We start from the raw sequence: 19,786 nt of genomic DNA, 5'->3' as shown, positions 1-19,786 counted from the left end.
GCGCTCGCGCATCGAGGTCTTCAGCTGAAAGTCGGGCAGGCGGCGGCCTGGGTGGCGTGCTGCTTGTTCGGAAAATATCCGTGGGCGACCCGCGGATGCGATGCGAACGGATGAATCGCGGGCAACAAAAAACCCCGCGTGAGCGGGGTTTCTCGTTGGATCACCGCCGTGGCGATGACCGATGTAGTGGTGCCCAGGAGAGGACTCGAACCTCCACGGTTTTACCCGCTAGTACCTGAAACTAGTGCGTCTACCAATTCCGCCACCTGGGCCAATCGCTGCGGTTTCGATGAACCGTCGCCGCTGCGAGGGGCGTATGTTGCGTTGCGGCGGCGCGGCTGTCAACGGTTGTGTCACAACTTTTTCACTCGATCGCCAGAACCCGCAACGACCGCCCCGCCTCGCTACGCCGTCCGTGGCGCCGGCCCGAGGCCCGGCGCCGCGGAATGGCGCCGGTTCCGCGAGTTACAGCGAGATTCCGCCCTTGGCGACGATCGGACCGGTCGGCGCGGCGTGCGGCACGCCGGCCGACGGTTCCAGGGTGATGGCCAGGGTCGCGCCGGCCACCAGCTTGGCGATCAGCTCGGACGGAACCGCGACCGAATGGGCGACCTCGGTCGAGACCACGCCCAGCGAACGCGGCGCTTCGCCGCTCGGGATGATCCACAGTTCGGCGATCCGGCCCTGGGCGTCGGCCGGACCCGGCACCGGCACCATCAGCACCTTGCCGTGGCCGCGATCGACCGTGGCGAGCCAGCCGGTACTGCCGTCGTCGCGCGCCAGCAGAGTGACCGGACGGGTCAACCCGGCTTCGTCGGGCTGCGCCGGCGGCTGCTGCACCAGTGGCGGCGTAACCGGCGCCGGTCCGCGGCCGACGAACAGTGCGACCACCGCCAATGCGGCGGCGAGCGCGGCGGTGGCGCGCCAGAAGCCGACACTGTTGAACAAGCCGCGCGGCGCGGCGCCGTCGACCGGCGACCAGCCCAGGCGCGTGCGCAAGCGCGGCCACAGGTGCGCGGGCACGGCGACGGGATCGATCTCGGCAAGCAGCGCGGCGAGGCGACGCTCCCAATCGGCGACCAACCGCGCGAACGCCGGCTCGGTTTCGATCCGCACCTCCGCCAGCCGGCGTTCGCGCAAATTCAATACGCCAAGGACGTACTCACCGGCATGCACGTCCGCGCTCGGCGGCTCGCCCTCGATATCGTGTTCACGAATGGTCATGGCTGCGCCTCACCGTTCCAGACAAGCGCGAAGCTGGATCAGGCCACGCCGGATCCAACTCTTGATGCTGCCCAGCGGCGAACCGCTGCGCTGCGCCAGTTCTTCATAAGTCGCGCCGTCGAAGAACGCGGTGCGGATCAACTGGCGTCGGCGCGCATCGAGTTCCTCCATGCACAGCCGCAGGCGTTCGTTTTCGTCGGCGCTTTCGACCTGCGCCGACGGGCTCGGTGCGGAATCGGCGATTTCGTCGATCAGTTCGATCGGCGCGCGCTTGAGCGAGGACGGCGCGGCGCGCAGCCGATCGATCGCCTTGTTGCGCGCGATCATCGCAAGCCAGGTGATCGCGCTGGCGCGGCTGGCGTCGAACTGCCCGGCCTTGCGCCACACGGTGGCGTAGACCTCCTGCAGCACGTCCTCGGCCTCGCTGCGCTCGGGCAGCAGGCGCAGGCACACGCCGAACAGGCGCGAGGAGGTTTCGCGGTACAGGCGTTCGAACGCGCTCGCATCGCCGCGCCCCACCGCGGTCAACAACTCGCTGGTCGGATCGGAGCCACCGGGGAAGTCGGCGGGCTGAGCGGCCATGTAGTCGGTCATCTGGGTCTCGGTCGTGCGTGCCGAAACGGCACACTCAGGCAGGGATACTAGCCGCGCAGCGGACAGATTCGGCAAATATCCGGCGCCGGCGTGAGCGAAGCGTGCGCCAGGGCGCGGTTGCTGACAGCCCGGGTGCGGTCGCGCCACCGTGCCGGTCCGACCCGGTGGCGGCCGGGCCGGCCGCCGCGCACGCATCGACAAATCCCGCGCGCCGTTCTTCAGACTCGCGGCGCGGAACGGGTTGGCGTTGTAGACGACGGCATCCATCGCGATTCACGAAACGGCCGCTGTTCGGCCCACGCGGATTGATACGGTCGGTGCGCGACGATGGATGCGCGCTGCAGCCGCGCGGCGGCGCGGCGCGGCTGGCTTGATGAAGCCGGGCGTGCGGGCTATGGTCCGCAGCTACTCTCAGTCCACGGGTGGCGTACACGGTGCGTCGCCCGTTCTTGCTTTGGAGATCCACCATGAACGACCGTCATCTGCTCCACCCGTCCGGCCTGCCTCCTCCGCTGGTGATTTCGCGCCTGGATTGCGAGCGGCTCGAAGCCTTGCTCGAACAAGCCTTGCCGGCGGGCATCGATGTCTCCGGCCTGCGCCGCGAACTCGACCGCGCCGAAGTAGTTGAACCCGCGCAGGTCCCCGCCGATGCGATCACGATGAATTCGGTGATCCGTTTCGTCGATGAAGCCAGCGGCGAAGAGCGCGAAGCCGCGCTGGTGTATCCGCGCGATGCCGACGGCAGCGCCGAACGTATTTCGATCTTGGCGCCGGTCGGCAGCGCATTGCTCGGCCTGCGGGTCGGCGCGCATATCGCCTGGCCGTTGCCGGGCGGACGCAGTGCGCGCCTGCGCGTGCTGGGGTTGCGTTATCAGCCAGAGGCGGCGGGCGACCTGCATCGCTGAGCCTGTGTCGCGCGGTTTTTGCCGCGGCGTGCGCTTACGCTTGCGATGCTTCGGGAGTCGGAGTTGAAACTCCCTCCCATCGAGACCTCACAGCTTTCACCAAGCTCGCAGGCTGCTAAGCCGGCGAATGCGGTCGCGGCGTCGCCAGACTGAAACCCACCGTGGTGCGGCCCTCGCGGCTGTCGGCGAACACCGTGCCGCCGTGCAGCGAGGCGATCGCCTTGACGATCGACAGGCCCAGGCCGTGATGCCGCTCGCCGCGATGCTCGCGGGCGGCGTCGACGCGGTAGAAACGGTCGAACATCCGCGCCAGATGCTGCGGCGGCACACCAGCACCGTGGTTGCGCACGGCCACACGCGCGCCGGTGCCGCAGTCGCTGTACGCCGCGTCGCCGTCGCGCAGTTCGACCACGATTTCCGACCCCGGAGTCGCGTGCTGAACCGCGTTGTGCAGCAGATTGGTCATCGCGCGGCGAAACAACGATGTGTCGATCCACGCATCGACAGCGCCGTCGATACGCAACTGCATACCGGCTTCCTCTAGCAAGTATTCGAGGAATTCCCCGGTCTTCGCGACTTCTTCGGCCAGCGGCACGCAGACCCGGTCCAGGGCGATATCGCCCTGCCCGGCGCGCGACAGGAACAGCATGTCGTTGATGATGCCGCGCATGCGTTCGAGTTCTTCCAGATTCGATTGCAGCACGTCTTCGAGTTGCGCGACCTCGCGCGGACGCGACAACGCGACCTGGGTCTGGCCCATCAGATTGGTCAGCGGCGTGCGCAGTTCGTGGGCGACATCGGCATTGAACGCATCCAGCCTTGTGTAGGCCGCTTCCAGGCGATCGAGCGCGCGGTTGAACGTCCCGGTCAGGCGCCCCAGTTCGGGCGGCAATTCGGCCGGCTGCAGGCGTTGCGACAGATTGCTCGGGCTCAAGGTCTGCGCTTCGTTCGACAGCCGCTGCAGCGGGCGCAGGCCGACCCGCGCGATCCAGTGCCCGAGCAAGGCGACCAGGGCGATACCGCACACGCCCAGCGCCACCATGATCAGGGTGAACCAGCGCAGCGCCGACACATAGGGTTTCGAGTCAATCGCGACCGACACTTGCACCGCGGGACGATTGCCCAACGCGGGTACCAGTTCCTGCAAGGTGCGATACGGGTATTCGGCGCCCGGCAGGAGCAAGCGCCCCATGCCCAGATCACGGCGACTGATCGCGCCGCTGATCTTCGGTTCGCCGTCGCCGATGCGGTAGTCCGGATTCGAACTCCAGGCCCAGACCTTGGTGCTGCGGTCGCTGGAGATCAGGTTCTGCACCTTGTCCTCGACCTTGAGCCAGCGCTCGTGGGTTTCGCACAAGGCCACGCTGCCGACCACATAGCGCAACTTGGTCGCCAGCTCGGCGTGCTGGTAACGCACGATCTGGGTCTGCAGCACGTGATACAGCGCCACCCCGACCAGGGCGAACACCAACAGCGCGGCGAGCGCGAACATCGCCGCCAGGCGCTGGGCGATGGACAGATCGCGCACGCGCTTCATGCCGGCCTCATGCCAAAGTCCGTCCGGCCGCGGGCGTGTCGTCGTCCTCGTCGCCCTCGCGCGCTTCCAGCACGTAGCCCATGCCGCGCACGGTGTGCAGCAGCTTGTTGCGGAACGGGCCGTCGATCTTCGCGCGCAGGCGCTTGATCGCCACCTCGACCACGTTGGTGTGGCTGTCGAAATTGATGTCCCACACCTGCGCGGCGATCACCGTCTTGGACAGGATCTGGCCGCGCCGCTGCGCCAGCAGGGCCAGCAGCGCGAACTCCTTGCCGGTCAGATCGAGCCGGGTGGCGTCACGGAAGGCGCGGCGCGCGATCAGGTTGATCTGCAGGTCGCCGATCTGCAGTTCGGTCGGTTCCTGCTGGCGGCCGCGCCGCACCAGCGCCTGCAACCGCGCCAGCAGTTCGATGAAGGAAAAGGGTTTCACCAAGTAGTCGTCGGCGCCCGCGCCGAGGCCGTGCACGCGATCGTCGATGCGGTCGCGCGCGGTCAGCATGATCACCGGGGTCTGCTTGCGCAGGCGCAGTTCGCGCAACACCGCGAAACCGTCCATGCCGGGCAGCATCACGTCGAGCACGATCACGTCGTAATCGAGTTCGCGCGCCAGATGCAGGCCGGTGGTGCCGTCGCGCGCGACATCGACCGCCCAGCCCTGCTCGGCCAGACCGTCGCGCAGGTAGTCGGCGGTCTTGGCTTCGTCCTCGACGATCAGCAATTTCATTGCGGCGACTTCATTGAGGCGGCGTTCATTGCGGCGTAGGTGTCCTGACGCGGGCCCGGTCCGGGCCATCGTACAACTGCGCCAGGCGGAGGCATCGCGGGCGGCTGGAATAGGGGGCGGCGCCCTTGGAGAGAAACGCCGCCGATGGCGCCCGTGGGAGGACAGGGGCCATCGCGAGACTCTAGACTCGCCCGGCCTACGCCACGCTGTCGCTTGGCTGACAAATTCGTCAGTTGGCGCGGCCGACGCGGGAGGGCTAGTGTTGGCCAGGTCCTGACCGCCGATTCGCCGGTTGCCGCCTCCGATGAACCAGACCGACATCGCCCGCAGATCCAGACCCTGGCAGGTCGACGCGTTGCTGGTGGTCGACCCGGTGTTCGACGGCGACGGTCACCTGCATGCCTGGGCGCGGTTGCCCGAAAGCACCTGGCGCGACCTCGCCGCGATCCTGGCCGCACGCTACGACCGGATCGGTTTCAGCAACCACCGGGCCGCGCACGATAGCGCCGATGGCGGGTTCGCCGAGTGCGGCATCGCCCGGGTGCTGGAGTTGTCGGCGGCCGAGACGATGCGCGATGTCGAGCTGGACGGCGAACGTTTCGACCTGGAGGTCTGCGAGTTCAGCGCCTACACCGCCTACCTGCTCGGCCTGACCGACTTCAACCGCTGGCATGCGACCGACGCCGAACTGGCTTCGGACGAGCTGTGCTTCTTTCGCGAAGGCCGGATCGAACTGATGGCGCAGCCGTGGAATTCGATGCTGCGTTTTTTCGCCGTCGAGGTCGGCCTGCTGCAAGACGTGCAGGCCGCCCACCCTCGTTTCCGCGACGCGCTGTTCATGGTGGAGAACGGCCGGCTGCGCGGGGTGTGAGGCGGTCCGCGAACCCGTGCGCTCAGCGCTTGCCGGAGGATGCGGCCGCCGGCACCCGCTGGATCTCGAACAGGTCCGGCCACAGCTTGCCGGTCACGAACAGCCGGTCGCGCGCGGCGTCGTAGGCGATGCCGTTGAGCACGTCGACGCCGCGATGCGGCCGGCCGTGCTCGCGCAGCAACCCGGTCAGGTCGATCCAGCCGAGCACGTGGCCGGTCTTGGGATCGATCCGCGCGATCCGGTCGGTCTGCCAGACATTGGCGTACAGCTCGCCCTTCACCCACTCCAGTTCGTTGAGCTGGTCGATCGGACGGCCCTCGTCGCTGACGTCGATGCGCGCGCGCTCCTTCAGCGTCTTGGGGTCGAGCACGCGGATCTGCGAACTGCCGTCGCTCATGTACAGCGCATCGGCCGAGCGGGTCAGGCCCCAGCCCTCGCCCGGGTAGGCGAAGGTGCCGGCCTGATCGAAACCGGGCAGGTTCAGTACATAGCCGACCCCGGTGGTCCAGGTCAGCACCAGCAGCTGCTGGCCGCGGTCGGTCATGCCTTCGCCGAACACCGATGCCGGCAGGTCGGTCTTGTGCAGGACCCGGCCGGTGTCCAGCTCGACCTTGCGCACCGACGACTGCCCGTACAGGCCGGTGCTCTCGTACAGAAAGCCGTCCTTGAAGATCAACCCCTGGGTGAAGGCGCCCGGGTCGTGCGGATAGCTCGCCACCACCCGGTAGGAATCGACCGGGACATGGCTGCGCGCCTGCGCCGGCCCCTGCGAACAGGCGGTGGCGAGGGCCAGGATCGCCGCGGCGACGGCCGGCGAACGCATCCACAACAGGCTCACGGGCATGGGCGACTCCCTTTGGCGGCCGTCAACGGCCATCGACAGGCCGCCGAGGATACCGCCAAAGCCTTGCGCGGCCTGCATCGCCGTCCAGTCGCACCCGGTGAAACGCGTCCGCGGGTAGAATCCCCGGTCTGCCCTACCCGCCTCAAGGTTCCATGACTGATCCCGTACGTCCGGTGTTCCACGGCTTCGAACAGATTCCCTTGCGCGAGTACGCCGAGCGCGCCTACCTCGACTACTCGATGTACGTGGTCCTGGACCGCGCCCTGCCCTTCATCGGCGACGGCCTCAAGCCGGTGCAGCGCCGCATCATCTATGCGATGAGCGAGCTCGGCCTCAACGCCGGGGCCAAGCCCAAGAAGTCGGCGCGCACCGTCGGCGACGTGATCGGTAAATACCATCCGCACGGCGACAGCGCCTGCTACGAGGCGATGGTGCTGATGGCGCAGCCGTTCTCGTACCGCTATCCGCTGGTCGAGGGTCAGGGCAACTTCGGTTCCAGCGACGATCCCAAGTCGTTCGCGGCGATGCGCTACACCGAGTCCAAGCTGACCCCGATCGCCGAAGTGCTGCTGGGCGAGCTCGGCCACGGCACGGTCGACTGGACGCCCAATTTCGACGGCACCCTGGAAGAACCGACCTGGATGCCGGCGCGCCTGCCGCACCTGCTGCTCAACGGCACCACCGGCATCGCGGTCGGCATGGCCACCGACGTGCCGCCGCACAACCTCAACGAAATCGTCAGCGCTTGCGTGCGCCTGCTCGACGACCCGGACGCGACCACCCGCGACCTGTGCGAGCACGTGCTCGGCCCGGACTATCCGACCCCGGCCGAGATCATCACCTCGCGCAGCGACCTGCTGCAGATGTACGAAACCGGCCTGGGCAGCGTGCGCGCCCGCGCCATCTACGAGAAAGACGGCGCCAACATCGTCATCACCGCGCTGCCCTACCAGGCCTCGCCGGGCAAGGTGATCGAACAGATCGCCACCCAGATGCGGGCCAAGAAGCTGCCGTGGCTGGAAGACATCCGCGACGAATCCGACCACGCCAATCCGACCCGGATCGTGCTGGTGCCGCGCTCCAACCGGGTCGACGTCGAACAGCTCATGGGCCATCTGTTCGCGACCACGGACATGGAGAAGAGCTTCCGGGTCAACATCAACATCATCGGCCTGGACGGCCGCCCGCAGGTTAAGGGCCTCAAGGCACTGCTGAGCGAGTGGCTGACCTTCCGCACCGACACCGTCACCCGCCGCCTGACCCATCGTCTGGACAAGGTCGAGCGCCGCCTGCACCTGTTGGAAGGCTTGCTGGTCGCGTTCCTCAATCTCGACGAAGTGATCCGCATCATCCGCACCGAGGACGAACCGCGCGCGGTGTTGATGGCGCGCTTCGGCCTGAGCGAGGAACAGACCGACTACATCATGGAAACCCGGCTGCGCCAGCTCGCGCGCCTGGAGGAAATGAAGATCCGCGGCGAGCAGGACGAATTGCAGAAAGAACGCGAACAACTGATCGCCCTGCTCGGCAGCAAGGCCAAGCTCAAGAAGCTGATCAAGGACGAACTGATCGCCGACGCCAAGAAGTTCGGCGACGCGCGCCGTTCGCCGCTGGTCGCGCGCAGCGCCGCGCAGGCGCTGTCGGAGACCGAACTGGTCGCCAGCGAGCCGATGACCGTGGTCATCAGCGAAAAGGGTTGGGTGCGCGCGGCCAAGGGTCACGAGATCGACGCGGCGACCCTGAGCTATCGCGACGGCGACAGCCTGCTCGGCGCCGCGCGCGGTCGCAGCACGCAGCAGGTCGCGTTCCTGGATTCGACCGGGCGTTCGTACTCGGCGCTGATCCACAGCCTGCCTTCGGCGCGCGGTAACGGCGAGCCGCTGACCGGGCGGTTCGCGCCTGTCGCGGGCGCTTCGTTCCAGACGCTGGCGGCTGGCGACAACGACATGCGCTTCGTTCTGGCCAGTTCTCATGGCTACGGCTTCGTCACCCGCTTCGAAAACCTCACCGGCCGCAACAAGGCCGGCAAGGCGATGCTGTCGCTGACGCCGAACGCCAAGGTGCTGCAACCGGCGCAGGTCGGCGATGTCGAACAAGACCGCGTGGTCGCGGTGACCAACGTCGGCCACCTGCTCGCGTTCCCGGTCAACGAACTGCCGGAACTCGACAAGGGCAAGGGCAACAAGATCATCGACATCCCCAAGGCCAAGCTCGGCACCGAGCGCGTGGTCGCGGTGGCGGTGGTCGCGCCCGGCACGACGTTGAGCATCAAGTCGGGCGCGCGCACGATGAGCCTTTCGTTCAAGGAACTCGAGCCGTACCTGGGCGCGCGCGCGACTCGCGGCGGTTTGTTGCCGCGCGGCTGGCAGAAGGTCGAAGGTTTGGCGGTGGAGTGATCGCGGCTGCGCGCGCAGGCGCGAGGTATCGCGGCATACGTTGCCATCGCAAGCATTAAAAAGCCGCCCCGTAAAAAGGGCGGCTTTTTTTATAAGTCGCGTTTGGACGGTTGAGCAGGAACAGCGGCGGGGTTCTTCATCGAAATGCACGCATCCCGCGACTGCGCGCCCCTCATTCCTCGGCGATCTTGGCGATGCGCCCTTTCGTATGCTCGACCGGATACTTCTTCGCGTTCGCGATCATCTTGCGGCGCGCGGCGGCGACCAGATCGATGTCCAGACGCATCGACAATTGCAGCAGATACAGAAAGACATCGGCCATTTCAGCGGCCACCTCGGACCGCTTGGGCTCGTCGAGCGCCCAGCTTTGCGCCTCGGTCAGCCACTGGAAGTGCTCCAGCAATTCGGCCGCCTCCACCGACAAGGCGCAGGCCAGATTCTTGGGCGTGTGGAACGCCCCCCATTCGCGCTCGTCCGCGAATCGGCGCAGGTCGGATTGCAGTGATTCGATCTCGGTGCTCATGGGGGTTCGGGGCTCCTTGACGGTTGGCTCATCGTAACTGCGCGGTGCGGCTGGCAGCGATGTCTGCCGTCAGTGAATGCCGGACGGGCCGAGGTTTGAGCACGATCACGGTTCGCCGCGCGCTCAGGCCGAGCGTGTCATAGCCCTATCCCCGGCCGGTGGCACGCCACGAACCGCGTTGCCACTATGCTCAGCCATGAGTCGGACCACGCGGCGGATCATGCCGGTAATGGTTCGGACTTCCGCCTCGCGACTCCCACCCCAACGCCGTTTTTGTCATCCAGCCTGGGCCACACGATGAAAAAACTTATCGCAGCCTTGCTTTTCGTCTTGTGCGCACCTGTCTATGCGCAAGATATCAAAACGCTGGCGGATGAACTGGCCGGTGAAATCGGTCGAGTCGACCTGGACGCAGGCATTACCCAGAAGCAAGCTGAAACAATGGCTCAATATTATTGCCAGCGTTTTATCGGCGGGTGCGGCTTAGCCTATCCGGCCATCGACCGGAACCTGGACTGGGTAAGCACGCCAAAAACGGGAGTAGCCGGCGTCGCCGATCAAGATGCGATTCTCATCGGGAAACATACCGGGGTGATTTCATGGAAACGAGGGCCCGACCTGCGCCTGGCCGACCTTATCGGCCCCAAGGAAACGGCGCCGAAACCGATAAACAAGGGTGGCGCCAAGCCGCGACGCCTGCCCGATGACGCACTTGTGCCGACGGCGAAAATACAATTCGTGGTATCGCCAGCCGGCGCCGTCACCCATATCAGGTTCAGGCGTTCATCCGGGAATTCAAAATGCGATCTGGCGGCGATGCGCATCGTCGAGAGCTGGCGATTTTCTCCGCGTAAACAGCCGATCGAGCTCGTTGCAAATGTGAATACTTGCGCCCGTTGATTTCACGCTGAAAGTCAGGCTGGTGCAGGCTTTGACGCGTGCCACTGAGCCGGCACCCCAGACACCAAGCGACTCAAGACGCCGCGGTTTTCGCAGCCGCAACCTTATCGATTGCATCGGACACAGACGCACCATCCACCGCGATCGTCATCTCGATCTCATAGCTGCCACCCGCATCGGACGGATACGTGCCCAGCGCCATGACGAGCCGATGGCCCTCCTGCTCGCCGCGCCAACGCAAGCCGCTCGACGTCGGTTCACGCGTCCATCCGCCCGCTTTGACCACGCCGGCATTGATCAGCTTCGACAGCGCTTCCGCCGAGGTGGCGGTGGTGACTCGGTAGCGGATGCGCCACTGCCGCGCATCGCCGACCGAGATCAGGCCTTCGAACTTGATGTCTTTCGGCCAGGCGACCACGGTGGAAAACTGCTTGGGGAAATAGCGATCGGCCATCTTGCTGCGCACGAAGCCGTGTTCGCGCTGCCAGTCGTATTCCAGGCGCAGCGCGGTCGCTCGGGCGAACTGGTCGCCGCGCACTTTCTCGACCACGTGCAAGGCCGCGTCGATGCCGGACGACAAACCCGCGGCGGTGATGAACTTGCCGTTGTCGGCCCAGCGCACGTCGGAGATCACGTCGATCTTCGGGAACTCGGTGGCCAAGCTTTCGATCGCCGGCCGGAACGTCGTCGCCTTGAGGCCGTCGAGCAATCCGGTCGCGCCGAGGATGAAGGCGCCGGTGCAGACCGACAGCACATAGCGCGAAGGCGCGGAACGCGCGCGGATGAAGTCGAGCACGGCGGTATTTTTCTGCGCGGCGTCGACGTCGCCGCCGGGCACCAGCAGCACGTCGAAGGCCGGCGCGTCGGCGAAACTCGTGTCCGGCGTGACCGTCAACCCCATCGCGGTCTTGACCGGCTTGCCGTCCGCCGACATCGTCGTCACCCCGAAGCCGGCGGTGCCGAAGACCTCGTACGGCCCGGCGAAATCGATGATCTGCACGCCGTCGAACAGGACGATGCCGACCCGCACTTCCGGCTTGGAATGCGGCGCGTGCGCGGCCCAGGCCGACAGCGGCAACAGCATGAGCAATAGCGACAGCCACCACATCGCCACGATCGTCGATCGAGCGCGCATGCAATCTACCTTTGAAATCGTCCGGAAGGCCGTCAGCGTGCGCAAACGCCGGGCGCAAAGGCGGACATCGAAGCCGCGCTTTCGGACATCGGCGATCGGCCGGCCTCACTCCCCGCTCAAGGCGAACCGAAGCGCTCGCGGTAATCGCTCGGGCGGATGCCGAGCTGGCGCACGAACGCGCGCCGCATCGCTTCGTCGGAAGCGAACCCGCAATCGGACGCGACCCGCTTGAATTCCTTGCGGGTGCTTTCCAGCAAGGGCTTGGCCGCCTCCACCCGAAGTTGCTCGATGTATTTCTGCGGCGTAGTGCCGAACAGCGACTGGAACCGCCGGCCGAACTGACGCGGGCTCATATGCACCTGCTGCGCCAACCGCTCCACGTCCAGGCGCGAGCGCAGATGCTCGCGCACCCACGCGGCCAGTTGCGCGAACTGATCGGGCAGATCGAGTTCGTCCAATTGCCGGCTGAACTGGCTCTGCCCGCCCGAGCGCTTGCTCACCATCACCATGCGCTTGGCGACCTTCAGCGCCAGCGGCAGGCCGTGATCCGCGGCGACCATCGCCAGCGCCAGATCCATACCGGCGGTGATGCCGGCCGAGGTCCAGACTGCGCCGTCGTGGGTGTAGATCGCGTCGGCCTCCACCTGCACCCGCGGATAGCGCTGGCGCAGCTCGGCCAGATCGCGCCAATGCGTGGTCGCCTTGCGGCCATCGAGCACCCCGGCCTCGGCCAACAGCAAGGCGCCGCTGCACACCGATGCGATCCGCCCTACCCGCGGCGCGATTTCGCGCAGCCATCGGACCAGCCCGGCGTTCGCGCGCACCCGATCCAGCGCATCGCCCATGCCGCCGCTGACCAAGAGCGTGTCGATCGCTTCGGGCATCTGCGAACACAGCATGTCCGGCAGCAATTGCATCCCCGACGCCAGCACGACCGGGCCCGCCTGCTCGGCCACCACGTGCAGCCGATACAGCGGCTCGCAGCCCGGATCGTCCTCCTGCGCCTGCCGGCTGGCGAGCGCGAACACCTCCAGCGGCCCGCTGATGTCCAGCGATTGCGCGTCGGCATACACCAGCATGCAGATGATCTTGGGCACGGTGTGGGTCGGTGGGAAAGGTGCTCAGGATGAACCAGAACGCGGGCGCCGGGAATTGCGTGGGTCGGCCGGAATCGGAATTCGATCCGACGGCGGACCTGACACGCGATCTGGCCGACGCAATAGACCGGCTCGAACACAAATACGCCCGGGCGACCGGTTTGCTGGTTAAATAATTGGAAAAACGGTGGTAAAGGACTCGTTGATGAGCCGCGGACGCGAACCATCGCCCGTGGTCGCCAGATCAACGAACGCCGCCTGCAGGAGCGCGATGGATGGAAGAGAAACTCGATAAATTGCTGCAAAAGTATCGCGCCCACGAGATGTTCGTTGACCACGATATCCGGGATTTCGAAAGTCGTGGCGAAGATGGAGAGACGCCGTTGCATCTGGTCGCTCTCAACGGAGAGGTCGAAGATCTGACGCTCATCCTGCCGACCATCTCAAACATCGACACTCCAGGCGGAATCGGCCATACGGCGCTTCACTACGCGATCATGTTTGGACATGCCGCGATCGTCGATGTCTTGCTGGACCATGGGGCCAGTTTGTCGGCCCAGAACGAGTACGGCGATCGTCCGCTCGATTTGTTGAAGGAAGATGATGCGCAGGTGCTCGCGACGATAGTGAAACATCGGTCGGCACGAGCCGCACGGGACTTGCCATGATGCCCTCTTCGGCCAATTCCATCGATCGCGACGCACTGGTGGCTCTGATCCGCCGGATTATCGACATCGACGGTTCGGAAGATGAGATCGACGAACTGGTTCAACGGCTCAACGACGTCTCTGCGCTGCCCGGCGCATGCGACCTGATCTTCCACAACGATCGCGAACTCTCCGCCGAACAGGTCGCCGACGCGATTCTTGCTTACCAACCCGTGCGCCTGGGCCATGGCATGGATCGGCAAGACCCGCACTATCGTGCGATCGCGACGTTCTACGCCGATCGCACGGCGGCGCGCAGTGGGGTCGCATTGATCCGGCATATCGAGGAAGGGCTGGCGATTCTCGAACGCATCGGGGCGCCGCTGCGAGCAATGCAGGCGTACTGCCTGCATCCACTGGTGCAGAACGATGAGGATTTGCTCCGCTCGTGCATCGCCGATTCGATTTTATTGCGGCACCAGCCAGATCCAGGCGCGGTGATGCTGGCGATGGAATACCGGCGGGTCGCCAATGCCTACCTGTCGCAGCACTGCACCGGTGCTGACGATGTGATCGCGCTCAGTCCGTTGGCCGAAGTCAACCAGATGCTGATCGCCGACAAAGTGCAGAACCGCAAGGATTTCGAGATCCATCATCTGCGCTCGCATGCGCAGTCGGCGCTGTTGACGCAGTACTTCGCCAACTGGCTCAAGGCGCTCGGCGTCAGCGAGGCGCGCTATCAGCAATTGCGGCTAGAGCTGGCGCTTCGCTGAGGGCGGCGCCGTTTGTCGCGACCGCGGCTGTTTGCCGAATCGGCCCGAACCATTGCACCGTTCCAGACAGTTCCATTTTCGCGACCCGATGGCTAGCCGCGTAGGCGTAGCCTGGGGCTGACGCGCTCTGCGCGCGGCGCGGGCAAGGGCTCGCGCAATCCGAACTGGAGGTAGACATGAATCGCGAACAAGCCGAACAAGTCGCAGTGCATCTGGCTGCGGGGATGCTGGCCAGCGGGCAATACGCCATGACCGACGATACCGGCAACGATGCCGAATTCGCGGCGTCGTTGTATCAGGCGATCGTCGATAAGTTGCTGGTGTCTCGTGCGGAACGTGGTGCGGGGTGAAGCTAGGGTGCGGGCGACGCTTGCGGCTTGCGTGATGCTTCGCGCGAATGATTTTTCGCCCTGATTGAGGTGTCGCGGTCGCGGCTTGCGCCGCTCCTACAGGGGGCATCGCGGATTCGTTGTTCGCTGCGGGAGCGGCGCACGCCGCGACCTCACGGTGGTCTAAGAAAACGCCAACACAATCTCGCACTTGCCCAAAGCAAAACGCTCCACGGGGTTAACCGGGAGCGTTCGCTTGGCGATCCGTTTTTCGCGGACCTGTTTCGTGGTCGGCTGATGCGAATCCACTTGGTCGAGCGGCCGCTGCTTTGAACTTCCCGACCACGACACGGCTTGAAACCACCGACCGGCAACGCGTTTCGCGGTGCCGGTCGAACGCCTCGCCTGTCTCGACAAGCCGGTCGTTGATCCGACCGGCCCGTCGCTCGCTCAACGGCCGGTCTGCGGCTCCTTGGTCGATGCGGTCGCGTCCATCTGCTCGGCCACTTCCTGCGCGGTCGGGGCGGTCAGCGACGAGGGCTGGATGCTCGGCGAGAACGACAGCAGCAGGCCGAAGCTGGTGCTCGGGTCCTGGCCGTTGCCGTGCTGGCGACGCATCAGCAACGACAGTTTCCAGCCGGCGCGGAAGTCCATGTCCATGCCCGCGCCGTAGGTCAGCGCGTTGTCGCCGTAGCTGCGCAGCGACAGGCTGTAGTCGTTGGCGACCGGCATGACCACGTAGTTCAAGTTCACGTCGCTGCGGTTGTCGAGCGATTCGCGGTATTCGACCATCCAGTACGGGCGGAAGATGCTGCCGCGGGTGGTCACGATCGGGAAGCTGCCCTCCAGGCCCAGCGAGGCGCCGTTGTTCTCCACCGTCTGCGAGCCGTAGTTCAGGTCGTAGATGCCCAGGCCGTGTTCGCGGTAACCGTCGAGCTTGGTGCGGCTGGTGTCGAAGCGGCCGTAACCGGTCAGGGTCATGCCGTCGCCGTGGTGCTCGTAACCGGCGGTCAACGAACCGAACACCTGGTCGCCGTCGCGCTCGGCCGTGGCGGTGGCGCCAGCGGTCGCGCTGTAACGACGGATGTCGAAGTCCAGGCGGCCCCAACCGATGATGCCGTCAACGAACCAATGCTCGCTCGGGCGCCACAGGCCGTACAGCGACAGGGCGCGCTGCTTGGCGTCGAGCTTGGAACGGCCGTCGTCCAGGTCGGTGTCGTTCCAGCCGAAACCGCCGGCCACACCGAGCAGGAAGCGCTCGCCCATGCGCCAGTCGGCGCCGACGGTGATGCCGTCGCTCTGGAAGTCGAACCCGTCGCTGCGGCTGTTGGGCTCACGCTGGCCGTTGGTGATGCTGCCGGCGGTCCACAAGCCCCAGCCTTCCGGCAGGCGCACGTTATCGACCGAGGCCACTTGGCCCGCGGTCAACGACATCGCGCCGCCCGAGCGGTTGCTCAGGTTGAGACTGAGGCCGTCGCTGGAGTTGTTGGCACCGGCGAAACGCTGCTGACGCAGACGGTCGTGGATGTTGGACTGCTGCGCCGAAGCGAAGCGCACGCTGGCATCGACCTGGGCCTGCAAGCCGCCGACGACGCTCGGGTCGCGGGTCGGATCGGGGCGGTCGGCGACGGTCAGGGTCGCGCTGATCGTGGTCTGCAGGTAGCTGCCGGCCGCGGCCTGGGTCGCGACCAAGGTCGCCACACCCGCGCCGACGATGGTCACCGTGCGTCCGCTCACCGTCGCCACCGCGGTATTGCTGCTGGAGAAGGTGAAGGCGCCGCTGCTGTTGCTGGTCGGGTTCGGCAGATCGAACGATGCCTCGCCGATGGTCTTGGACACATCGCCGATCCACGACAGGGTCGGCGTGCCGCCACCGATCAACACCTGCAACGCGACTTGCGGCGCGGCGCTGTAGTTGCCGTTGCCGGCTTGATCGGCGGTCAACGAACACGTGCCCGAGGCGAGCGTGGTCACGGTGCTGCCGCTGACCGTGCACACCGCCGGCGAGGTGCTGGCGAACACCACCGGGTTGCCCGAGGCGCCGCCGCTCGCGCTCACCGCGAAGGTGCCACCCGGGGTGTACACCGGCGCCGACGGATTCGCGCTGAAGTTGCTGATGGCCTGCGCGGCCGCGCCGATGTTCACGTCCAGCGTCACTTGCGGCGCGGCGCTGTAGTTGGCGTCGGCGGCTTGATCGGCGGTGAGCGAACAGGTGCCCGCGGTCAGCATCGTCACGGTGCTGCCGCTGACGGTACACACCGAGGTGGTGGTGCTGGCGAACACGACCGGACTGGTCGACGCGCCCGGCGTAGCCGAGACCGCGAAGGTGCCGCCCGGCGCGTACACCGGCGACGCCGGGTTGGCGGCGAAGTCGGTGATGGCCTGGGCGGCCACGCCGATGGTCACGTCGAGCAGGACCTGCGGCGCCGCGGCGTAGTTGGGGTCGGCGGCCTGGTCGGCGGTCAGCGAGCAGGTGCCCGCGGCGAGCGTCGTCACCGTGCTGCCGGCGACGCTACACACCGCCGGCGTGGTGGTGGCGAACACCACCGGGCTGGTCGACGCACCCGGCGTGGCCGAGACCGCGAACGTGCCGCCTGGCGCATACACCGGCGAAGCCGGATTGGCGGCGAAGTTGTTGATCGCCTGGGTGCCCACGCCGATCGCAACGGCCAGGGCCACCTGCGGCGCGGCGTTGTAGTTGGCGTTGCCGGCCTGATCGGCGGTCAGCGAGCAGGTGCCCGCGGCCACGATCGTCGCGGTGTTGCCGGCGACCGTACACACGGCCGGCGAGCCGCTGGCGAACACGACCGGATTGCCCGACGCGCCGCCCGTGGCCGACAGGGCGAACGTGCCGCCCGGCGTATACACCGGCGCGGCCGGGTTGGCGGCGAAACCGGTGATCGCCTGATTCGCCAGACCGATGGTCACCGCGAGGTTGGCCTGTGGCGCGGCGTTGTAGTTGGCGTTGCCGGCCTGGTTAGCGGTCAGCGCGCAATTGCCCGCGGCCACCATCGTCACCGTGCTGCCGGCGACGGTACACACCGCCGCCGTGGTGCTGGCGAACACGACCGGATTGCCCGACGCGCCGCCCGTGGCCGACACAGTGAACGTGCCGCCCGGCGTATACACCGGCGAAGCCGGGTTGGACGCGAACGCGGTGATGGCCTGACTGGCCGCACCGATCGTCACCGCCAGATTGGCCTGCGGCGCGGCGCTGTAGTTGGCGTTGCCGGCCTGATTGGCGGTCAGCGCGCAATTGCCCGCGGCGACCATCGTCACCGTGCTGCCGGCGACCGTACACACCGCCGCCGTGGTGCTGGCGAACACGACCGGATTGCCCGATCCGCCGCCGGTGGCCGACACGGTGAACGTACCGCCCGGTGCGTACACCGGCGAAACCGGATTGGAGGCGAACGCGGTGATGGCCTGCGCGTTCTGGGCGATCGCCAAGGTATAGGCGCGAGTGCCGCTGAAGTTGTTGCTCGAGGTGGCGCGCACGGTGAAGTTGAACGAACCCGCCGCGGTCGGCGTACCCGACAGCACACCGGCGCTGGACAAGGTCAGCCCGGCCGGCAAGGCGCCGGCGGTGACCGCGAAGGTGTACGGCGCGGTGCCGCCGTTGGCGCTGGTGGCGCTGAGCGTCTGCGAATACGCCGTATTGAATGCGCCGTTGGGCAAGGTGGCCGGATTGACCGTCACCGCGACGGTGACGCAACTGAGCGCGACGTTGGTGACGTCGGCGTTGATCGCCAGGCCGCTGGCCGGAGTGACCGTGCATTGCTGGCCCGCGGGCGCGCTGAGCACGCTGACGGTCCAGTTCGCGCCTTGCGGCAGACGCGTGGGGAACACGAAGGTCGTCGCGGCCTGCGCCACCACGACTTGCTGCGAACTGACCGGGTTGGTGCCGGCGAGCTGCAGCGTGACCGGACCGGTCTGACCGGTCGCGGTGCCGCCGACCGAGAACTGGGTCGGCGCGAAACAGATCAGCGCCGCGCCGTTGCCGGCCTGCACGCCATTGTTGATGGTGACCGCGGTCAGACCGGTCGCGCCCGAGCTACCGCCCGCGCCACCGCCACCGCCGCCGTTCCAGTTCTGCTGACAGCCGGTGGTGCCGACGCCGGCACCGCCGCCGCCCGCGCCGATGGTGGCACCGCCACCGCCGCCACCGCCGTAACCGGCGCCGATGAAGGAGCCGGAGAAATTATTGGAGTTGCCGCCCTTGCCGGTGGCCGCGTTGCCTGCGGTGGCCGGAAAGCCGCCGCAGCCGCCGCCGGCCGCACCACCGGTGCCAACTGCACCACCACCGCCGCCGAACGGACCAGGGCCGCCCGGCACGGTCGCGCCCGTGCCGCCCACACCGCCGCCGCCGACACCGCCAGCGCCGCCGGCGATCACGTTGGACGTGCTCCAGCCGGCATTGCCGCCACCGCCGCCGCCGCCGGCGATGCCGACCCGGTTGCCGATGCCGTTGCCGCCCACGCGCAGATCGGTGGCGCCGCCGCCGATGCCGTCGACGCCCTGCCCCAGGCCGCCGGGATTGACCGCTTGCGAGCCCTGGCCTCCGACCCAGATCGACAACGCCGCGCCCGGCGTCACCGCCAGGGTGCCGCGCACGCGTCCGCCCAGGCCGCCCGTGCCGCCCGGAGAATTCGGACTGCCGCCAATGCTGCCGGCGCCGCTGCGACCCGCGCCGCCCTGCGCGCCGCTGAGGTATACGGTCAGCGAATGCACGCCGGCCGGGACCGTGGTGGTCTGCTCGCCGCCGGTGAACCCGAATGCCGCCGGGACCTCACCGACCCCGCAGCTCTGGGCCTGGGCCGCGCCGGCCAGACCGAGGCCCGGCAACAACAACACCCAGCCCAACCGCGCCGACGGACTCGCACCCACGCGCAGCGCCGCACGGGCGCGAAGCGCCCAGTTCTTTAAACCGATCATGTTGTCCCCTAGACGACCGCTTCCCCGCGGCCGAAAAAAACCGATGCCTCTGACTGCGCCGCTAACGGCGCGCCTCGAACATGCGACCCCGATCACACATTAAATACGTATTCCCTCCACAGCAATCCCGCTCGTCGGGAGGTCGCCGTGGTGGCCGTTTCCGTCCTGAAACATCCAGGGTTACTGGCATGTAACGCAATCAGGCGCCAAGAACGGCCGTCACAAATGCGATTTGTACGAAATAGATGTGCCTGGATACGTCTGAATGGCACAGCCGGATGCGCGCGACATGTCGAAACAGCGCGCCGGACGCCTCGGGCGAGGTCCACTAAGGGTTACAGAGGTGTGCAAA

At 66.8% G+C, this 19,786-nt stretch carries 17 protein-coding genes and 1 tRNA gene; 8 read left to right on the top strand and 10 right to left on the bottom strand.

The window, feature by feature from the left end:
- Positions 1–187: 187 nt before the first annotated feature.
- The 3 genes from ASD86_RS14590 to ASD86_RS14580 form a co-directional block, all read right to left on the bottom strand.
- Positions 188–272: transfer RNA gene (locus ASD86_RS14590), tRNA-Leu, on the bottom strand.
- A 193-nt stretch (positions 273–465) separates the two neighbouring features.
- Complete coding sequence (locus ASD86_RS14585) at positions 466–1,224, bottom strand: anti-sigma factor (protein ID WP_056111748.1); 759 nt, start codon at positions 1,222–1,224, stop codon at positions 466–468.
- Positions 1,225–1,233: 9 nt separating this feature from the next.
- Complete coding sequence (locus ASD86_RS14580; protein ID WP_056112758.1) at positions 1,234–1,806, bottom strand: sigma-70 family RNA polymerase sigma factor; 573 nt, start codon at positions 1,804–1,806, stop codon at positions 1,234–1,236.
- Positions 1,807–2,285: 479 nt separating this feature from the next.
- Here ASD86_RS14580 and rnk point away from each other — a divergent pair, with 479 nt between their 5' ends.
- Positions 2,286–2,723 carry a nucleoside diphosphate kinase regulator gene (rnk, locus tag ASD86_RS14575; protein ID WP_056111745.1) on the top strand — a complete coding sequence of 146 codons (438 nt, stop codon included), beginning with the start codon at positions 2,286–2,288 and terminating at the stop codon, positions 2,721–2,723.
- 115 nt (positions 2,724–2,838) lie between these two features.
- Here the strand turns inward: rnk and ASD86_RS14570 are convergent, their stop codons facing one another.
- Together ASD86_RS14570 and ASD86_RS14565 are read right to left on the bottom strand one after the other, a co-directional pair.
- Complete coding sequence (locus tag ASD86_RS14570) at positions 2,839–4,260, bottom strand: heavy metal sensor histidine kinase (protein ID WP_056111742.1); 1,422 nt, start codon at positions 4,258–4,260, stop codon at positions 2,839–2,841.
- A 7-nt stretch (positions 4,261–4,267) separates the two neighbouring features.
- A complete protein-coding gene (locus ASD86_RS14565) occupies positions 4,268–4,984 on the bottom strand; it encodes a heavy metal response regulator transcription factor (protein WP_056111739.1) in 717 nt (238 codons plus the stop codon).
- Positions 4,985–5,288: 304 nt separating this feature from the next.
- On the opposite strand from ASD86_RS14565, the gene ASD86_RS14560 reads away from it, so the two are divergent.
- Positions 5,289–5,855 carry a hypothetical protein gene (locus ASD86_RS14560; RefSeq protein WP_056111736.1) on the top strand — a complete coding sequence of 189 codons (567 nt, stop codon included), beginning with the start codon at positions 5,289–5,291 and terminating at the stop codon, positions 5,853–5,855.
- A gap of 22 nt (positions 5,856–5,877) precedes the next feature.
- Here ASD86_RS14560 and ASD86_RS14555 read toward each other — a convergent pair whose 3' ends face one another.
- On the bottom strand, positions 5,878–6,699 hold the full coding sequence (locus ASD86_RS14555) for a glutaminyl-peptide cyclotransferase (RefSeq protein WP_235567764.1): 822 nt from the start codon (positions 6,697–6,699) through the stop codon (positions 5,878–5,880).
- 152 nt (positions 6,700–6,851) lie between these two features.
- Between ASD86_RS14555 and parC the strand changes: the two genes are divergently transcribed.
- Positions 6,852–9,095 carry a DNA topoisomerase IV subunit A gene (gene parC, locus ASD86_RS14550; RefSeq protein ID WP_056111733.1) on the top strand — a complete coding sequence of 748 codons (2,244 nt, stop codon included), beginning with the start codon at positions 6,852–6,854 and terminating at the stop codon, positions 9,093–9,095.
- 172 nt (positions 9,096–9,267) lie between these two features.
- Here parC and ASD86_RS14545 read toward each other — a convergent pair whose 3' ends face one another.
- Complete coding sequence (locus tag ASD86_RS14545) at positions 9,268–9,618, bottom strand: nucleotide pyrophosphohydrolase (RefSeq protein WP_056111730.1); 351 nt, start codon at positions 9,616–9,618, stop codon at positions 9,268–9,270.
- Between the two features lie 186 nt (positions 9,619–9,804).
- On the opposite strand from ASD86_RS14545, the gene ASD86_RS14540 reads away from it, so the two are divergent.
- Positions 9,805–10,518: a TonB family protein gene (locus tag ASD86_RS14540; RefSeq protein WP_056111728.1), complete on the top strand. Its 714-nt coding sequence runs from the start codon at positions 9,805–9,807 to the stop codon at positions 10,516–10,518.
- Positions 10,519–10,591: 73 nt separating this feature from the next.
- On the opposite strand, the gene ASD86_RS14535 is transcribed toward ASD86_RS14540, so the two are convergent.
- Complete coding sequence (locus ASD86_RS14535; RefSeq protein WP_082578352.1) at positions 10,592–11,653, bottom strand: DJ-1/PfpI family protein; 1,062 nt, start codon at positions 11,651–11,653, stop codon at positions 10,592–10,594.
- A gap of 116 nt (positions 11,654–11,769) precedes the next feature.
- Positions 11,770–12,750 carry a GlxA family transcriptional regulator gene (locus ASD86_RS14530; protein ID WP_200957254.1) on the bottom strand — a complete coding sequence of 327 codons (981 nt, stop codon included), beginning with the start codon at positions 12,748–12,750 and terminating at the stop codon, positions 11,770–11,772.
- Between the two features lie 29 nt (positions 12,751–12,779).
- Between ASD86_RS14530 and ASD86_RS26825 the strand changes: the two genes are divergently transcribed.
- The 4 genes from ASD86_RS26825 (at position 12,780) to ASD86_RS26820 (ending at position 14,520) form a co-directional block, all read left to right on the top strand.
- Positions 12,780–12,926 (top strand): hypothetical protein, encoded by a 147-nt coding sequence (locus tag ASD86_RS26825; RefSeq protein ID WP_157476648.1) that lies wholly within the window; start codon positions 12,780–12,782, stop codon positions 12,924–12,926.
- 99 nt (positions 12,927–13,025) lie between these two features.
- Positions 13,026–13,418: an ankyrin repeat domain-containing protein gene (locus ASD86_RS14525; RefSeq protein WP_056111724.1), complete on the top strand. Its 393-nt coding sequence runs from the start codon at positions 13,026–13,028 to the stop codon at positions 13,416–13,418.
- Positions 13,415–14,170: a hypothetical protein gene (locus ASD86_RS14520; RefSeq protein WP_056111721.1), complete on the top strand. Its 756-nt coding sequence runs from the start codon at positions 13,415–13,417 to the stop codon at positions 14,168–14,170. Before ASD86_RS14525 ends, ASD86_RS14520 begins: the two co-directional genes overlap by 4 nt.
- Before the next feature lie 176 nt (positions 14,171–14,346).
- Positions 14,347–14,520 carry a hypothetical protein gene (locus tag ASD86_RS26820; RefSeq protein WP_157476646.1) on the top strand — a complete coding sequence of 58 codons (174 nt, stop codon included), beginning with the start codon at positions 14,347–14,349 and terminating at the stop codon, positions 14,518–14,520.
- A gap of 429 nt (positions 14,521–14,949) precedes the next feature.
- Here ASD86_RS26820 and ASD86_RS27425 read toward each other — a convergent pair whose 3' ends face one another.
- Positions 14,950–19,434 carry an autotransporter domain-containing protein gene (locus ASD86_RS27425; protein ID WP_056111717.1) on the bottom strand — a complete coding sequence of 1,495 codons (4,485 nt, stop codon included), beginning with the start codon at positions 19,432–19,434 and terminating at the stop codon, positions 14,950–14,952.
- Positions 19,435–19,786 lie beyond the last annotated feature (352 nt).

Source organism: Lysobacter sp. Root690, from assembly GCF_001427785.1.
In the GTDB taxonomy this organism is placed as follows: domain Bacteria; phylum Pseudomonadota; class Gammaproteobacteria; order Xanthomonadales; family Xanthomonadaceae; genus Lysobacter.
Note: the sequence above shows the minus strand (reverse complement) of the source record. Positions and strands in the feature narration are given on the sequence as shown.